The sequence below is a fragment of the Streptomyces piniterrae genome (assembly GCF_005048155.1).
GTDB classification, from domain to species: Bacteria; Actinomycetota; Actinomycetes; order Streptomycetales; family Streptomycetaceae; genus Streptomyces; species Streptomyces piniterrae.
Map to the genome: position 1 here is coordinate 143,681 of NZ_SUMB01000015.1, position 16,644 is coordinate 160,324.

A 16,644-nucleotide genomic window follows, 5' to 3' on the forward strand; every position below is an offset into this window, starting at 1 on the left:
TCAGCGGACGGTGACCGTGACCACCGGCGAGACCGTGCTGCCGGCGCCGACGCGGAGCTGGTTGACGCCCTTGATGCCGAGCTTCACCCGTACCCCGTACGTGCCACTGGCGTTGACCGGCGCCGACGCGGGCAGCGCGACCCACTTGCCGCCCTGCTTCTGCTGGACGGTGACCTTGCTGCCCGCCGCTATGCCCTTGGCGATGCCGGTGATCCGGAACTGCTCCCATGCCTTGACCGTGGTCACGCTGGCCTTGGCGGTCAGCGACGCCGCCGTCGGCGCGGTGGCCACGACGGAGGTGGGCTTGTGCAGATCCTGCGGCGCGGCGAAGGCTCCCGCCGTACCTCCGGCGAGCAGGGCTACGGCGGCCACGCCCACGGCGGTGTAACGGAGTGCACGGTTCATATCGGTTCCTCACTGATGGGCCGGTTGATGACCTTCATCGAGGAACACGGGTGACGCGAGGGGAAGGTTCCTTCGAACCGTGACACACCGGCCACCCGTTGCAGAACTGGCCGAAAGCGAAGGGGGCTGCCTCATGCGGCAGTTGGGACGCGAGCGCACGGCCCATGCGAATCTGGCTGAAAGCGTGCGGTCGTGCCGCCGCTACAGCGAGACCAGCAGCCAGCATCCCGTGGCCAGGAACACCGCACCGAACAGCAGCGCCGCCACCATGCCGACCGGGCGCCTGACGCCGTCGGCGACCGGCTGCCCGGTCGATACGGCAAACCCCGTCCACAACAGCAGTCCGGCGCCGAACAGGGCGAAGGCCGCACCGGCGAAGACCTCGGGTCCACTCTCCATACGGGCAGCGTGGCACCCCTGGCTGGCGCTCGGGCGAACACCGGATGAACGGCGTCCGCTTCGGCCTTCCCTCCCGCCCCAGGCCTGCTCTCCTGTCTCCCCCTCCCCCCGCGCTCAGCTCTCCGGAGTCACCGGCTCCAGGAACCCCTGTCCGATGAGCATCCGGATCGACTCCGGCGTACGGTCCCGCAGCCGGACCGGGTCCTCGCCGACGAGCTGGGCGATGGCGTCCAGAATCCGCCCGGCCGGCAGCGAGCCGTCACACACCCCGGCGAAGCCCGCGCCGACCGTGTCCACCTTCGTGGCCCGCCGCATACCGCGGTTCTGGCGCAGCACCACATGCTCCGGGTCCTCCGCCCCGGGCAGCCCGACCTGCTCCTGCACCACCTCGTCCGCCAGCCGGAAGTGCCCGGCCAGCAGCGCCGCGTCGTCCGTCGCCCGCAGATAGTCATGCCGCTCGAAGTGCCGTACGACGCAGTCCCCCAGGGGCTGTTCCACCGGATGCGGCCACTCCTCGACCGTGATGGACGGGTTGCCGGACCCGGACTTGCGCAGCGCGATCCAGCCGAATCCGACGGCCCTGGTCTTGCGCGCCTCGAACTCGTCGAGCCAGGCGTCGTACCGCTCGGCGTACGCCTCACCGCCGGCCCGGTGGTCACCGGCGTCGCGCAGCCACAGCTCGGCGTACTGCGTGACGTCCTGCACCTCGCGCTGCACGATCCACGCGTCGCAGCCACGCGGCACCCACGAGCGGACCCGGTCGGTCCACTCCTCGCCCTCCACATGCTGCCAATTGGCCAGCAACTGGCAGTACCCGCCGTCGTTGAGATGGGCCGCGGCCTGCTGGACCAGCGTCCGGCACAGGTCGTCGCCGCCCATCCCGCCGTCCCGGTACGTCAGGCGTGCCCCTTCGGGACGGAGGGGAGAGATCACGAACGGCGGGTTGGAGACGATCAGGTCGAAGGTCTCGTCCCCCACCGGCTCGAACAGCGAGCCCTCCCGCAGGTCCGCCGGGCGCGCCCCGGAGAGCGCCAGCGTCAGCGCGGCGATCCGCAGCGCCCGGGGGTTGAGGTCGGTGGCCGTCACCCGGGTCGCGTGCTGGGCGGCGTGCAGCGCCTGGATGCCGGAGCCCGTACCGAGGTCGAGCGCCTTGGAGACGGGCCTGCGGGCGGTGATCCCGGCGAGGGTCGTGGACGCGCCGCCCACGCCGAGCACCAGCTGCGCCCGGTCCGCTTCCCCGGCGCCCCGGATGCCGCCGGCGCCGCCGACCGCACAGCCCAGGTCGGAAACGATCCACCAGTCCTGGCCCTCGGGGCCGCCGTACGGCCGGACGTCCACACTGGCGCGGACGTCGTCGCCCTCCTGCACCAGCCAGCCGTCGGTGAGGCAGTCCGCCACCGGCAGCGCGGCCTTGGCCAGCGCCGGCGCCACCGGACGCTGCAACAGAAACAGCCGCACCAGGGTCTCCAGCGGGCTGTCACCGCGTGTCGCCCGGAGCGCGGGGACGGTCTCGCTGCGGGCCAGCGCGGCATAGGCCGGCGCGCCGAGCAGGTCCAGCAGGCCGTCGGCGGTGAAGTCGGCGGCCAGCAGCGCTTCGCGCAGCCGGGCGGTGCGGGCGCTGCTCTCGGGGTCCTGGGCATCTGCGGTGGGGAGGTGCGTACTCACGCTCCCCATTGTCAGGGCAACCACTGACAATCGGCGACGGCCCGACGCCGCACCCCTCTCGGGCGCGTCGCCGGGCCGTGTGCCGGACCGTCTCCTGAACGCTCTCGCTACGACTCCCGCCAGGACTTCCAGCGGGTGCGACTTCCAGCGGCTACGACTTCTTGGGAGACGGCGCGCCGGACCCGCCCTGGCTCTGGCACCCCTTCTGGGCGGCCATCGCCTTGCCGACGTCGCCGGACTCCAGGTTCTTGAAGGCCGCCTCGCTCTGCTTGTTGAGCTTGTTGATGCCGTTGGAGAGATTCCGCAGGCCGTCCGCGAACTTCAACTTGTCCTTGGTGTCCAGGGACTCGACCTGCTTCTTGAGGTCGGCGTACCCCTTGGACAGCGAGTTGAGTTCCTTGACCGCGTTCTTCTGGGCCTCTTCGCCGCCCTCGCTCGGCGGGGCGCCCGCCGTGTCCAGGGACTTGGCCAGCGACGCATAGGCATGGGAAATCTTCTGGAAGGCAGCCGAGTCGGTCTGCTGGACCTTCTTGGAGTCCGTGCTGCCGTCATCTGCCGTCTGCATGGCGGCGTTGGCGTCCTGGATCTGCTTGAACTGAGCCTGCGCAGGGTCGCAGAACTTCTTCGCCCAGTCGTTGAGCTCTTTGTTTTCGTCGCTGCAGCCGGTCAGCGCGAGGAGGAGTGCCGCACCGCCGGACAGTGCAGCCACTAGCTTCTTGTTCACCGGATTGGTCCCTTCCATGGCTCTCGGCCCCGGAACATACACGTCCAAAGGGCCTGGTCCCTCAGCCGGGCGTCCCGGCCGCCCCTCATTGCAGCCATTTGCACCAAGGAGCGCAGGGCCACCCGGGCACGCCGAAGGCGGGTGCCCGGCACGCACAAAACGCGCCGGACACCCGCCCGTTGACCTGCTCGGGGGCCCTTTCGCGGACGCCGTAGCGGCTAGGACGCCACCGCCGTCTCCGCCGACTTCGCGGTCTTTTCCGAGTGCTCCCGGCTTCCGGAGTTGCCTTCGTCACCCACCGCGATTCCGCGCCTCTTGGAGACGTACACCGCCCCGACGATCACGCCGATCGCGAGCACGGAGACGACGATTCGCACTCCGATGCTCTTGTCCTCGCCGTAGGAGAACTTGACCACGGCGGGCGCGATCAGCAGCGACACCAGGTTCATGACCTTCAGCAGCGGGTTGATCGCCGGGCCCGCGGTGTCCTTGAACGGGTCGCCGACGGTGTCGCCGATGACGGTCGCGGCATGCGCCTCGCTGCCCTTGCCGCCGTGGTGACCGTCCTCGACGAGCTTCTTGGCGTTGTCCCACGCGCCACCGGAGTTGGCGAGGAAGACCGCCATCAAGGTGCCGGTGCCGATCGCGCCCGCCAGGAACGAGCCGAGCGCACCGACGCCGAGCGTGAAGCCGACCGCGATCGGGGTGAGCACCGCCAGCAGACCCGGTGTCGTCAGCTCGCGCAGCGCGTCCTTGGTGCAGATGTCGACGACGCGTCCGTACTCGGGCTTCTCGGAGTAGTCCATGATCCCGGGCTTCTCACGGAACTGGCGGCGCACCTCGAAGACCACCGCACCGGCGGACCGCGACACCGCGTTGATCGCCAGCCCGGAGAACAGGAAGACGACCGAGGCGCCGAGGATCAGCCCGACCAGGTTGTTGGGCTGCGAGATGTCCAGGCTGAGCCCCATCCCGCTGGCGGCTTGGCCCACTTCCCGTACGGCGTTGGCGATCGCGTCCCGGTACGAGCCGAAGAGCGCGGACGCCGCCAGCACCGCCGTCGCGATGGCGATGCCCTTGGTGATGGCCTTGGTGGTGTTGCCGACCGCGTCCAGGTCGGTGAGGACCTGCGCGCCGTCGCCGGTGACGTCGCCGGACATCTCGGCGATGCCCTGGGCGTTGTCGGAGACCGGGCCGAAGGTGTCCATCGCGACGATGACGCCGACCGTGGTCAGCAGGCCGGTGCCGGCCAGGGCCACCGCGAACAGCGCCAGCATGATGGAGGCACCGCCCAGCAGGAACGCCCCGTAGACGGCCAGGCCGATCAGCACCGCCGAGTAGACCGCGGACTCCAGGCCGATCGAGATCCCGGAGAGGACGACGGTCGCCGGGCCGGTCAGCGAGGTCTTGCCGATGTCTCGTACGGGCCGCCGGGTGGTCTCGGTGAAGTAGCCGGTCAGCTGCTGGATCAGCGCGGCCAGCACGATGCCGATGGCCACCGCCACCAGGGCCAGCATCCGCGGATCGCCGCTCCGGCCGAGGATGTCCGGGTCGGTGACGCCGGACAGATCCCGGTAGGAGGACGGCAGGTAGGTGTACACCGCGACGGCCACCAGGGCCAGCGAGATCGCCGCGGAGATGAAGAAGCCGCGGTTGATGGCGGTCATGCCGCTGCGGTCGGAACGCCGGGGTGCCACGACGAAGATGCCGATCATCGCCGTGAGCACGCCGATGGCCGGGACCAGCAGCGGGAAGGCGAGTCCGGCGTCGCCGAAGGCCGCCATGCCCAGGATCAGCGCGGCGACCAGCGTCACGGCGTACGACTCGAAGAGGTCGGCCGCCATACCGGCGCAGTCGCCGACGTTGTCGCCCACGTTGTCCGCGATGGTGGCGGCGTTGCGCGGGTCGTCCTCGGGGATGCCCTGCTCAACCTTGCCGACGAGGTCGGCGCCGACGTCAGCGGCCTTGGTGAAGATGCCGCCGCCGACCCTCATGAACATCGCGATCAGCGCGGCGCCGAGACCGAAGCCCTCCAGCACCTTGGGCGCGTCGACCGCGTACACGAGCACCACACAGGAGGCGCCGAGCAGGCCGAGCCCCACCGTGAACATTCCGACGACGCCACCGGTGCGGAATGCGATCTTCATGGCCTTGTGCGCGACCGCCGTAAGATCCTTTTCCCGGTTCTCGCCCTCGGCCGGAGTGGCTTCACGGGCGGCGGCCGCCACGCGCACATTGCTGCGCACCGCGAGCCACATGCCGATATAGCCGGTGGCCGCCGAGAAAGCGGCGCCGATCAGGAAGAAGGCGCTGCGTCCGGCCCGTTGTGTCCAATTGTCCGCGGGCAGCAGCATGAGCAGGAAGAACACCACGACGGCGAATACGCCAAGGGTCCGCAACTGCCGTGCCAGATAGGCATTTGCGCCTTCCTGCACCGCGGCCGCGATCTTCTTCATACTGTCGGTTCCCTCGCCGGCCGCCAGTACTTGGCGCACCAGCACCGCCGCGACAGCCAGCGCCGCCAGGGCGACGACGGCGATCACCAGCACAAGGCCGCGATTGCCGGTCGTCAGCGACGGGCCGGCCAGAAAAGAGGGGGTGTCAAGCAACTGAGGGGTGTAAGGCCCCGCCATTCGTCCTCCTTGACGTTTGGCACATGGGCGCGCGGAAGCACGCTCAGGCGTCCTGAGCAAGATGTGGACGGATTCTAGGGAGCCGCACTAGATCAAAACAGTGCGCGACAAAGGGAATTCGCCGGTAGCCGCGAAGATCAAAAGGATGGCGTCCGCAGAATTCGCCCGGACGAAGGAATACGAAGAATTCGCTGACCGCTGCCCGATGATCTCTCTGTCATACCGCCAGTGCCCTGATCGCCGCTGCTCAAAGACGCCGTGCGCCGGTTTGCTGCGGCAGTGATGGGCGTGGCGGCAGGGACGGTTGGGCCCGGCCGCACCCGTCGACCGGCGGCCGTACGGCGCGCTGCCGCTCCCGGAGAATCGGCTGATGAGGCATCAGATCGAGTCCGGATCGCAACGCATGTGGCTGACGCGAGGGGGGAGGGAGGCGGGTGGCCCACGGCGGTCAGCAGTGGCCCTCGCGCCCGGCGGCCGTCCGCTCGTGCCGCGGCAGGACGGCTCCCGCGCCGCCGGACGTGCCCCGTACGGTCCGGACCCGGGCGATGGCCATGCGGAAGGCGGCGTCCGCGCCGTGCGCGGTGATCTCGTAGCGGGTGATGCCGCTGTCGTCGCGGGGCTGCCCCAAGGAACCTTCCGGTCGGCCTCGGCGCGACTGGCGGCATCGGCCTCCGCCCGCTCGACTCGTACGAGGCCCGCGCGAAGGGCGCCCCCCGTCCGCGTCCTCGACGGCGTCGCGTATCAGGACGGCATCGCGTATCGGCCAGTCGTGCACGCCGCCGCGCGCGTCGTAGGAGCTTCAGGGCCTGGCCGCCTCATGAACCACGTCGCTCAGCGCGCCGTCGCTCCAGCGGCTGCTGGACCACAGTCCGAAGATGACGGCGCCGGCGATGACCGGCGTCAGCACGATCAGCGCTGGGCCGATCGGGTTGCGGTGGTGGTGGACGTAGTGATTCGCCCCCACCGGCTGCGGACGAAGACCGGCTCGTCGTCGTCCCCCTGATCCACCGCTGGGCGCTAGGGAACGGCCGGGGCGGCCGCCGTGGGCCAGCTCATCCGGATCACTCCGCCGTTCTCGCCGGAGGTCACCTCGACGTCGTCGACCAGCCCGCTGATCACGGCGAGGCCCATCTCGTCCTCGCCCTCGGCGTCGCCGCCCTCCGCGCCTTCGAGGCCGGCACCCGCCGCGGCGTCCGTACCGGCACCGCCGGGCACACCGTCGCCCACCTCGATCGAGAACGACTTCTCGTCCTCGATCAGCAGCACCCGCACCGGGGCCGCGATGTCATTGCTGGCGTGCAGCCCCACCGCGCGGCTGCAGGCCTCACCGACGGCGAGCCGCACCTCGTCCAGCACGGCCTCGTCCACCCCGGCGCGCCGTGCCACCGCGGCAGCGACCAGACGCGCGGTCCGAACGTGCTCGGGAAGGGCGCTGAAGCGAAGTTCGACGGTGGCCATGCCATCCCCCTCGTTTTACGGACGTGCAACGCGGGGGGCCGGACGGCTACGTCCGGGACCCCCCACTACTTCCTCCCCGCGCCGGGGGCGCGGGCACCATGAAACCGTCAGTCTGTCGCGGAGACGGCTTCGTCGACCGAAGTGTGAATCGGGAACACCTTGGTCAGACCGGTGATACGGAAGATCTTGAGAATGCGCTCCTGGTTGCAGACCAGGCGCAGCGAGCCCTCATGGGCACGCACCCGCTTGAGTCCGCCGACCAGCACGCCGAGCCCAGTGGAGTCGAGGAAGTCGACACGTTCCATGTCCACCACAAGGTGGTAGCTTCCGTCGTTCACAAGCTCGACCAGCTGCTCCCGCAGCTTGGGCGCGGTGTATACATCAATCTCGCCACCGACCTCGACGACCGTACGGTCGCCAACGGTCCGGGTCGACAGGGACAGGTCCACGGATCCTCCAGCACCTTGCTATCGAGCGGTCGCCCCCCTGGGGCCTCCCCACCGTAGGTAGGGGCGGATCGGCAGCCGCGATGGCATTCAATCACTTACGAGCAGGCATGCACGACGCCTTGCCAGCATTGTCCGTCACTCCGGTGACACACTCGGTGCCGATGGCCTCCAATCGACTCCCGCCGGATGCGGGCGCCAGCCCGTCCCCAGGCATGATTCTCGACCGTCTCGCCCGGGGCGCGACCCGCGCTGCGCGCATCACTCATACGGAGCACTTGCCCCCGCGGATCGGCAGCCATGCCGACTGGCCCGATCAGATCCGGTCGGAAGTGATCGGGGCCATCCGTTCGGCCGGAATCGATCGCCCCTGGGCTCACCAGGCACGGACATCCGAACACGCGCTGCGCGGCGAATCGGTCGTCGTCGCCACCGGCACCGCCTCGGGCAAGTCGCTGGCGTATCTCGCGCCGGTCCTCTCCACGCTCCTGGACGGCTCCGAGGCCCCGAACGGCAGGGGGACCACGGCCCTGTACCTGGCCCCCACCAAGGCGCTGGCGGCCGATCAGCGGCGCGCCGTGCGCGAGCTTGCCGATCCGCTCGGCACGGCCGTCCGGCCCGCGGTCTACGACGGCGACACGCCGGTCGAGGAGCGCGAATGGGTCCGCCAGTACGCCAATTACGTCCTGACCAACCCCGACATGCTGCATCGCGGCATCCTTCCCGGGCATCCCCGCTGGTCCTCCTTCCTGCGCGCGCTGCGCTATGTGGTCATCGACGAGTGCCACTCCTATCGCGGGGTGTTCGGCTCCCATGTCGCGCAGGTCATCCGCCGGCTGCGCCGGGTCTGCGCCCGCTACGGCTCCGACCCGGCGTTTCTGCTCGCCTCAGCCACCGCCGCGGAACCCGGACAGGCGGCCACCCGGCTCACCGGTCTTCCCGTGGTGGAAATCACGGAGGACACCTCGCCCCGCGGCGAGTTGGTCTTCGCACTGTGGGAGCCGCCGCTGACCGAACTGCACGGCGAGCAGGGCGCCCCGGTCCGCCGCACCGCCACCGCCGAGTCCGCCGATCTGCTCACCGACCTCGCCGTCCAGGGCGTCCGCAGCGTCGCCTTCGTACGTTCCCGGCGCGGCGCCGAACTGATCGCCCTGATCGCGCAGGAACGGCTCGCTGAGGTGGACCGCTCGCTGCCCTCGCGGATCGCCGCGTACCGGGGCGGTTATCTGCCCGAGGAACGCCGCGCCCTGGAACGCGCCCTGCACAGCGGCGAACTCCTCGGCCTGGCCGCCACCACCGCGCTGGAACTGGGCGTGGACGTCTCCGGTCTGGACGCCGTGGTCATCGCCGGCTATCCGGGCACCCGCGCGTCCCTGTGGCAGCAGGCCGGCCGGGCCGGACGCGCCGGGCAGGGCGCCCTCGCGGTGCTCGTGGCCCGGGACGACCCGTTGGACACCTATCTCGTGCACCATCCCGAGGCGCTCTTCGACCAGCCGGTGGAGTCCACCGTCCTGGATCCCGACAACCCCTACGTCCTCGCCCCGCACCTCTGCGCGGCGGCCGCCGAACTTCCGCTCACCGAAGCCGACTTCCCGCTCTTCGGCTCGGCGGCCGCCGGACTGCTGCCGCAGCTGGAGTCCGCGAATCTGCTGCGCCGGCGCGCCACCGCCTGGCACTGGACGCGCCGCGAGCGGGCCGCCGATCTCACCGACATCCGCGGCCAGGGCGGCTCCCCGGTGCAGATCGTCGAGGAGGGCACCGGGCGGCTGCTGGGCACCGTGGACGCGGGCGCCGCGCACACCGCCGTCCACGACGGCGCCGTCCACCTCCACCAGGGCCGTACGTATCTCGTCCGGCACCTCGACCTGGAGGATGACGTGGCACTTGTCGAGGAGGCCAACCCGCCCTATTCCACGACCGCGCGCGACACCACCGCCATCTCCATCCTCGAAACCGACACCGAGGTCCCCTGGGGCGACGCCCGGCTGTGCTTCGGCTCCGTCGAGGTCACCAATCAGGTGGTCTCCTTTCTGCGCCGCAAGCTGATCTCGGGTGAAGTGCTGGGCGAGACCAAGCTGGACCTGCCCCCGCGGACGCTGCGCACCCGTGCGGTGTGGTGGACCGTCACCGAGGATCAGCTCGACGCCGCCCGTGTCCATCCCCGGCAGCTGGGCGGCGCGCTGCACGCCGCCGAACACGCCTCCATCGGCATGCTGCCGCTCTTCGCCACCTGCGACCGCTGGGACATCGGCGGCGTCTCCATCCCCCTCCACCCGGACACCCTGCTGCCGACGGTCTTCGTCTACGACGGCCATCCGGGTGGCGCGGGCTTCGCCGAGCGCGCCTTCCACACCGCCCCCGAGTGGCTGGCCGCCACCCGCCAGGCCATCGCCTCCTGCGAGTGCGACGCCGGCTGCCCGTCCTGCATCCAGTCCCCCAAGTGCGGCAACGGCAACGACCCGCTCCACAAACGGGGCGCGATCCGCCTTCTGGGCGAGCTGCTGCGCGGGGTACCGGAGGCGTAGCGGGCCCACCGCTGCGCTGTCGTCGCCAGGCCGGGGCTCCGCCGCCTCGGGGGCGCCGCTCAGCCCCCGTACGGCAGTCGCCGGTCCGGCCCGTGCGCGTACCCGAGACGTGAAGGGGCGGCGGCCGGCCTCGGCGGAAACATCGGCGACCGCGCCCGTCAGTGCACAGCGCACCAGACGGGTGTGCTGCGCGGCCGCCACCCGCCGCGCCGCCGCGCAGGCCACCGCCCGGCCCTGGAGGGCGCGGTCCGCGGCGGCCAGCGCGGCCAGGTCGGCGGCGCCGCCCGCACGGTGCCGCGCCGTGACGGCCTGGCCGACGCCGATCAGCGCCACGAAGACCGCGCACAGCGCCGCCGCGGCGAAGACCGTCCACACCGTCGCGGACCCCTCATCGCCCGAGCGTCTCCTCAGCAAGAGCCACCGCCTCCCCACCGACCCGTACCGTCAGCCGGCCGACACCCGGCAGCTCGACCGCGACCCGTACCCGCACCAGATCGCCCTCCCGCGCCAGCGCCACCCGCGCGCCCCGTGGAGCCGCGGCGCGCGTCGCCCGGATCACCGCCGCCCGTGGTTCCGACCGCGCCGCGGCCCGTGCCCCGGCCCTGGCCGCGTCCACACACTCGATCCGGGCACAGACCGCCATCAGGCCCCAGATGAGCGCCGCCACGACCGCCACCAGCACCGGCAGCACCACGGCCGTCTCGGCCGTGACAAAGCCCGCGTCGCGCACGATCCGCCCGGCGGGGGCACGGGGGCGGGCCGTCCCGCCGCCCTCAGAACGGGACATCGAGCGCCCCCTGGACCAGCGACGTCAGCCGAGCCTGGACCGCGGCACTGGTCAGGACCTTGAACAGCACCGCCGCCAAGGCACACGCGGCCAGCGTCCCCACGGCGTACTCCCCCGTGACCATCCCCCGGTCAGGCTGCGCGGTACGCAGCGCCGTCCACCATCGTCGAAACATCGCCATCCCCCTCGAACTCGGCTTCATCAACAGTTCAGTTACGCCCCAGCAGGCCGCTCGCCAGGCCGATCAGCACCGGTGCCACCCCGAGCGTCAGAAACGCCGGCAGAAAGCACCCGGACAGCGGCAGGGTGACCAGCACACCCGCCCGCCGGGCCCGCGCCGCCGCCGCTCTGCCCCACTCGGCTCGGAGCTCCGCGGCGATACGCGACACCGGCTCGACGGCCGGTGCCCCGGATATCCCGGCGCGCTCCAGGCACCGCGCCAGCCCTTCGGCCCCGGGAAGGGCGGCCAGCCGCGACCACACGGCGGCCGGTTCGCCGCCCAGGCGCAGTTCCGCCGCCACATGGCGCAGCCGCTCGGCGACGACCCCGTCCAGCGACCCGCCCACCGCCTCGGCCGCCTCCCGTGGTCCGGCTCCCGCGGCGAGGCAGGCGGCCAGCAGATCTCCGGCCGGCGCCAGCTCCGTACGCACCGTGGCCTGCTCCAACTTGTGCGCGTCGGCGACGCGTTGCCGGACCAGCCAGCGATGCGCCCCGAAACCGGCGGCGAGCCCCGCCAGCAGTCCGGCCACCCCGCCCACGAGAACGGCGACAAAGCCCGCCGCCCCGATCGGTCCGGCGTACGGCTTCAGTCCCCCGGCCCGGCGCCCGTCGTCCGTCGCGGTCCGTCCCCTGCCGCGCCATCGGGCCGGAGTGAGGCGACCGGCCGGCCGCGGTGCGCCCAGAATGACCGAGATCCGTTTCCGTACGACCCGCCCGCGATGCACCTCCCGTACCGCCGCGCCCACGTACAGCGCACCCAGTGCGGCCGAGACCGCCATCCCCACCCTGTGGACAACTTCTGGGCCGCAGCCCGGATTCACCACTTCGTCCCCCTCTCACAGCTGCTGATTTCCGCCCGCGACACATCCGGGTGTCGCTCCACCGCCGGCATCGCGCCGGCCACGATCCGGGCCGTCCAGGCCACCCCGCCCCACTCCAGAAGCCCGCCGATCACCAGGCAGCCCCAGCCGACCGGGGTGTGCAGCAGCACCCGCAGCGGGTCCGCGCCGAGCGCGCCGCCCATCAGGAGCCCGCACACCGGGAGCAGCGCGAGCATCAGGGCCGTGGCCCGAGGGCCCGCCAACTGGGCCCGCAGCTCCTCGCGTTGATCACGCCGGGCGCGCAGCCCGGCCGCGATCCGCTCCAGTCCGGCGGCCAGTCCGGCGCCGCCCTCCACCGCGACCTGCCAGCACGCCGCCATACCGGTCAGCCCCTCGGCCCCCGGCAGCCGCGCCGCCGCACGCAGCGCCCGGGGCACGTCACCTCCGTAGCGCGCGGCCGCCCATACCGCCGGGCCGGCCGTCCCAAGTCCCGGCGTCTCTGCGGCGAGCAGGGCCGGTGCCGGCTGCCGCCCGGCACGCAGCTCGCCCGCCACCCCCGCGCACAGGCCGATCACCGCGTCGGCCCGCCGGTCCCGTTCGCGCTCCGCCTCACGGGCGGCCAGCCACCGGCGGACGACGAACAGGGCCGCCACCGAGACCAGGACGGGCACCACCGACCTGCCCAGCGCCCCCAGCCCGAGCCCCGCCGGCAGACACCAGACCTCCCGCCCGACGCGCCCCCGCCAGGCAAGGCGAGCAGCACGCCACCGCTCCGCCATTCCCCCTACGGCCCGGCCACCCGTACCGCCCCCGAGGAGCTCCCGAGCCCGCCGCCGCGCGCCATCCCGGCCGCCCGTGGCCAACCAGCCCGCGGTCCCCGCACAGAGCACCGCGAGCCACCCCGCGATCGACGTGACCGTCACCACCGCTCACCCCCGCCCCGCGCACACAGCCGCGCCAACCGCCCCCAGCCGGGCGCCTCTTGGAAGCCGTCCGGGCTCCAGATCGCAGCCGGGACGGTCACCACGAAGCCGTCGCGGTCCCGCTCCAGGACATGGATCTCGGCGATCCGCCGCCGCCCGCCCCGGTCCCGTACGAGATGCAGGACCACGGAGACGGCAGCGGCCAGTTGGCTGTGCAGGGCGGCACGGTCCAGCCCGGCCGTCGAGCCCAGCGCCTCCAGCCGCGCGGGGACGTCGCAGGCGGCATTGGCGTGCACCGTGCCGCAGCCGCCCTCATGCCCCGTGTTGAGCGCGGCCAGCAGGTCCGTGACCTCGGCGCCGCGCACCTCGCCCACCACCAGCCGGTCAGGTCGCATCCGCAGCGCCTGCCGGACCAGGTCCTTCAGCGCCACCCGTCCGACGCCCTCCTGGTTGGCCGGCCGCGTCTCCAGCCGCACCACATGGGGATGGTCCGGGCGGAGCTCCGCCGAGTCCTCGGCCAGCACGATCCGCTCGGCCGGTCCCACCAGCCCCAGCAGGGCGCTGAGCAGCGTCGTCTTGCCCGATCCTGTGCCCCCGGTGATCAAGAAGGAGAGCCGGGCGGCCAGCAGCGCGGTGAGCAGCCGCTCGCCTCCCGGCGGGACCGTTCCCGCCGCGACCAGCTCCGCGAGGGCGAAGGCCCGGGGCCGCAGCACCCGTAAGGAGAGGCAGGTTCCGGCGACCGCCACAGGGGGGAGCACGGCATGCAGCCGCGTGCCGTCCGGCAGCCGGGCGTCCACGAACGGCCGGGCGTCATCGAGCCGTCGACCGGCCACCGCCGCCAGCCGCTGGGCCAGCCGGCGCACCTGCGCCGCGTCCTGGAAGCGCACGTCGGTACGCTCCAGCCCGCCGCCCCTGTCCACCCAGACCTCGTCCGGCGCGGTGACCAGCACATCCGTCACCTCGGGCGCGGCGAGCAGCGGCTCCAGGGGCCCGGTGCCGACCATCTCGGACCGCAGCGCGGCCACCACCCCCAGCACCTCGGCGTCCCCGAGGACTCGTCCTTCCTCCCGCAGCGCCAGCGCGACCCGTGCCGGCGTCGGCTCGGCTCCGGCCTCGGCCAGCCGGCCGCGCACCACCTCCAGCAACTCCCGGGTCATGACCGCCCACCGCCCGGCGCCCCGGCGGCCGCTCCGCCGCACTCCGGCATCAGCGCCCAGAACCCCGCGCAGAACCGGGCCAGCGGCCCCCGCGCGTTCGCCCCCGGTGGCACATCCCGCGACGGCTGCGCCAACAGGCCGTGTTCCCAAGGAAGTTCGCCGGCCAAGGGGAGCTCCAGAAGGCGCGCGATCTCGTCCGGATCCAGTCCCGTACCCGCTCCCGGGACGCCGCGCGCCACCGCTCGCAGATCGCGCAGGGCCGTGCGGACTCCGGCCGCCACCCGGTGGGCGGCCGCGACCGCCCGCACTTCCAAGGGGACGAGCAGCAGGCCCACATCCACCTGTGCCAGCGCCTCCGCCACCGCCGCATCGACCCGGCGCGGCAGATCCACCACCACGACACCGCCGCGCCGCCGGGCCGCCGCCATGACGGCGCGCACGGCCGATGGCGCGATCGCGACCTCGGCACCGCGATCCCAGCTCAGCAACCGCAGGGAGTGCAGCCGCGGCAGCGACTCCTCCAGGGCGCCGCAGGCCACCCGGCCGCGCGAGGCGCAGAAGGCGGGCCAGCGCAGGCCCTTCTCCTTCTCGCCGCCCAGCAGGACGTCGAGCCCGCCGCCCAGCGGATCCCCGTCCACGAGCATGGTGGGCCGTCCCGTACGGGCAGCGGTGAGGGCCAGCGCACAGGCCAGGGTGCTGGTGCCGGCTCCACCGCGGCCGCCGATGACGCCGACCGTGAGTGCCGGCGGCCCGACACCTTCGACCGCGTCGGCGATCCGGTCGACCAGCCAGCGCTCGTCGCCGGGAAGGGTCAGAACCCGCTCCGCCCCGATGGCGACGGCCCGTCTCCACAGCCCGGGGTCCTGTGCGTCCGAGCCGACGAGAACGACGCCGTCTCTCCGTTCGACGCCGGCCAGCCGGGCCGCCCGGTCGTCTCCGACGATCACCAGGGGCGCCGCCTCCCAGCCCCCGTCACGGGCCGGCAGGCCGTGAGCCACTTCGGGCAGCGCGCCGGCGGCCGCGCACAGCCGCAGAAGATCGTCGAGGAGCCGTTCGTCCTCGGTGATGATCAGCGGTCCGCCGTGTTCTCCGCCGGTCGAAGCCGACCGATCGGATGCGTTGGATCCGGCCATGTTCTGTCCCCCTATCGCTGCACAACTCGCCCATCCGCGAACTACGCGGACTTTCACGGTGCAGCGATCGGGAAAATCGCGGGGATCTTGACCCAAATCTGTGGACAACTCCGCGCCTGTGAATATCCCCGTCACCTATTCAAGCGACGAACGACTACTTCTGGGGCGGGAGAGGGGCCTCCGCAGAGCAGTGCGACAACTACGGTGAGTGACGAAATGCGCGTAGATGATGGGGCTGCGGCGTAAGAGGGAGGGGAATGAGCGACTCCGGGTCCGGCGACGCAAAATGCGTCCGGACATGCGACGACCCCCGCCGGGGGGGAGAGCGGGGGTCGTCCCCACGGCCGACTCGGGGGGGGGAGGAGCCGGACCGGGTTAGCACGGTCGCGAACGATCCGTGACTTCCATGGTGTACCCGAGAGCCTTCTCAGGCAAACCCACGCGCCGCACCTTACGCCGAATGGTTGGCGCCCTATGCTCGCCCCGTGGAAAACCACTCCGTAGCTCAGTCGACGCCCCGTACTGCCGCGTTCTTCGACTTGGACAAGACCGTCATTGCAAAGTCGAGCACGCTGACCTTCAGCAAGTCGTTCTACCAAGGTGGCCTGATCAATCGCCGGGCCGTACTACGCACCGCGTATGCCCAGTTCGTGTTCCTCGCGGGCGGCGCGGATCACGATCAGATGGAGCGGATGCGCGAATATCTGTCATCGCTCTGTCGCGGCTGGAACGTGGCGCAAGTCCGCGAGATCGTCGCCGAGACACTGCACGATCTGATCGACCCGATCATTTATGACGAAGCGGCCTCACTCATCGAGGAACACCACGCCGCAGGCCGCGATGTCGTGATCGTCTCCACTTCGGGCGCCGAGGTCGTCGAGCCGATCGGTGAACTCCTGGGCGCCGACCGGGTCGTGGCCACTCGGATGGTCGTCGGCGACGACGGCCGTTTCACCGGCGAGGTCGAGTACTACGCCTATGGGCCGACCAAAGCGGAGGCCGTCCGGGAGCTCGCCGCGTCCGAGGGCTATGACCTGGAACGCTGCTACGCGTACAGCGACTCGGTGACCGATGTCCCGATGCTCGAAGCGGTCGGCAACCCCTACGCGGTCAATCCGGACCGTGCGCTGCGCCGCGAGGCGCTCGGCCGCGGCTGGCCGGTGCTGTCCTTCAACCGCCCGGTGCCGCTCAAGCAGCGGCTGCCGGCGCTGTCGCTGCCGCCGCGTCCGGTGCTCGTCGCCATCGCCATGGCAGGCGCGGCGGCCGCCACGGCGGGCCTGGTCTGGTACGCGAGCCGACGGAAAACGGCAAGAGAACGGCTCGCCCGTATTACCCGTCTTTGAAGGCAA

General features: G+C 71.9%; 17 protein-coding genes and 1 pseudogene. 2 read left to right on the top strand and 16 right to left on the bottom strand.

Features of this window, described 5'->3' with window-relative positions; genetic code table 11:
- The 9 genes from FCH28_RS33635 to bldG all read right to left on the bottom strand — a co-directional run bounded on the left by FCH28_RS33635 (position 1) and on the right by bldG (position 7,733).
- Positions 1 to 405, bottom strand: coding sequence for a hypothetical protein (locus FCH28_RS33635; protein WP_136744010.1), 405 nt, complete (start codon positions 403 to 405; stop codon positions 1 to 3).
- A gap of 201 nt (positions 406 to 606) precedes the next feature.
- On the bottom strand, positions 607 to 804 hold the full coding sequence (locus FCH28_RS33640; protein ID WP_136744011.1) for a hypothetical protein: 198 nt from the start codon (positions 802 to 804) through the stop codon (positions 607 to 609).
- A gap of 114 nt (positions 805 to 918) precedes the next feature.
- Positions 919 to 2,478, bottom strand: a complete 1,560-nt coding sequence (locus FCH28_RS33645; protein WP_425472057.1) for a DUF7059 domain-containing protein — start codon at positions 2,476 to 2,478, stop codon at positions 919 to 921.
- A gap of 142 nt (positions 2,479 to 2,620) precedes the next feature.
- Positions 2,621 to 3,193, bottom strand: coding sequence for a small secreted protein (locus tag FCH28_RS33650; RefSeq protein ID WP_136744013.1), 573 nt, complete (start codon positions 3,191 to 3,193; stop codon positions 2,621 to 2,623).
- Between the two features lie 218 nt (positions 3,194 to 3,411).
- Positions 3,412 to 5,826 (bottom strand): sodium-translocating pyrophosphatase, encoded by a 2,415-nt coding sequence (locus FCH28_RS33655; RefSeq protein ID WP_136744014.1) that lies wholly within the window; start codon positions 5,824 to 5,826, stop codon positions 3,412 to 3,414.
- Positions 5,827 to 6,274: 448 nt separating this feature from the next.
- The gene (locus tag FCH28_RS33660) at positions 6,275 to 6,454 is read right to left on the bottom strand and encodes a hypothetical protein (protein ID WP_136744015.1); all 180 of its coding nucleotides are present in this window, start codon (positions 6,452 to 6,454) and stop codon (positions 6,275 to 6,277) included.
- Positions 6,455 to 6,625: 171 nt separating this feature from the next.
- Entirely contained in the window at positions 6,626 to 6,790 is a 165-nt protein-coding gene (locus FCH28_RS38395) for a hypothetical protein (RefSeq protein ID WP_169314319.1), read from the bottom strand.
- 53 nt (positions 6,791 to 6,843) lie between these two features.
- Entirely contained in the window at positions 6,844 to 7,284 is a 441-nt protein-coding gene (locus tag FCH28_RS33665; RefSeq protein WP_136744016.1) for an ATP-binding protein, read from the bottom strand.
- 107 nt (positions 7,285 to 7,391) lie between these two features.
- The gene (gene bldG, locus FCH28_RS33670; RefSeq protein WP_046926810.1) at positions 7,392 to 7,733 is read right to left on the bottom strand and encodes an anti-sigma factor antagonist BldG; all 342 of its coding nucleotides are present in this window, start codon (positions 7,731 to 7,733) and stop codon (positions 7,392 to 7,394) included.
- Positions 7,734 to 7,813: 80 nt separating this feature from the next.
- On the opposite strand from bldG, the gene FCH28_RS33675 reads away from it, so the two are divergent.
- Positions 7,814 to 10,255 (top strand): DEAD/DEAH box helicase, encoded by a 2,442-nt coding sequence (locus tag FCH28_RS33675; RefSeq protein ID WP_136744017.1) that lies wholly within the window; start codon positions 7,814 to 7,816, stop codon positions 10,253 to 10,255.
- A 141-nt stretch (positions 10,256 to 10,396) separates the two neighbouring features.
- Here FCH28_RS33675 and FCH28_RS33680 read toward each other — a convergent pair.
- From FCH28_RS33680 to ssd, 7 genes and pseudogenes are all read right to left on the bottom strand, one after another.
- Positions 10,397 to 10,687: pseudogene (locus tag FCH28_RS33680) on the bottom strand (Rv3654c family TadE-like protein); the annotation flags it as partial.
- Entirely contained in the window at positions 10,644 to 11,042 is a 399-nt protein-coding gene (locus tag FCH28_RS33685) for a TadE family type IV pilus minor pilin (RefSeq protein WP_136744018.1), read from the bottom strand. The gene FCH28_RS33685 and the pseudogene FCH28_RS33680, both read right to left, overlap by 44 nt.
- The gene (locus FCH28_RS33690; RefSeq protein ID WP_136744019.1) at positions 11,029 to 11,217 is read right to left on the bottom strand and encodes a DUF4244 domain-containing protein; all 189 of its coding nucleotides are present in this window, start codon (positions 11,215 to 11,217) and stop codon (positions 11,029 to 11,031) included. The genes FCH28_RS33685 and FCH28_RS33690 overlap by 14 nt, the downstream gene beginning before the upstream one ends.
- A 34-nt stretch (positions 11,218 to 11,251) precedes the next feature.
- The gene (locus FCH28_RS33695) at positions 11,252 to 12,040 is read right to left on the bottom strand and encodes a type II secretion system F family protein (RefSeq protein ID WP_136744020.1); all 789 of its coding nucleotides are present in this window, start codon (positions 12,038 to 12,040) and stop codon (positions 11,252 to 11,254) included.
- 38 nt (positions 12,041 to 12,078) lie between these two features.
- On the bottom strand, positions 12,079 to 13,005 hold the full coding sequence (locus FCH28_RS33700) for a type II secretion system F family protein (protein WP_187363991.1): 927 nt from the start codon (positions 13,003 to 13,005) through the stop codon (positions 12,079 to 12,081).
- Positions 13,002 to 14,162, bottom strand: a complete 1,161-nt coding sequence (locus FCH28_RS33705; protein WP_136744022.1) for a TadA family conjugal transfer-associated ATPase — start codon at positions 14,160 to 14,162, stop codon at positions 13,002 to 13,004. The genes FCH28_RS33700 and FCH28_RS33705 overlap by 4 nt, the downstream gene beginning before the upstream one ends.
- The gene (gene ssd / locus FCH28_RS33710) at positions 14,159 to 15,295 is read right to left on the bottom strand and encodes a septum site-determining protein Ssd (RefSeq protein WP_136744023.1); all 1,137 of its coding nucleotides are present in this window, start codon (positions 15,293 to 15,295) and stop codon (positions 14,159 to 14,161) included. Before ssd ends, FCH28_RS33705 begins: the two co-directional genes overlap by 4 nt.
- A 485-nt stretch (positions 15,296 to 15,780) precedes the next feature.
- On the opposite strand from ssd, the gene FCH28_RS33715 reads away from it, so the two are divergent.
- Positions 15,781 to 16,638, top strand: coding sequence for an HAD family hydrolase (locus tag FCH28_RS33715; protein WP_136744024.1), 858 nt, complete (start codon positions 15,781 to 15,783; stop codon positions 16,636 to 16,638).
- Positions 16,639 to 16,644 lie beyond the last annotated feature (6 nt).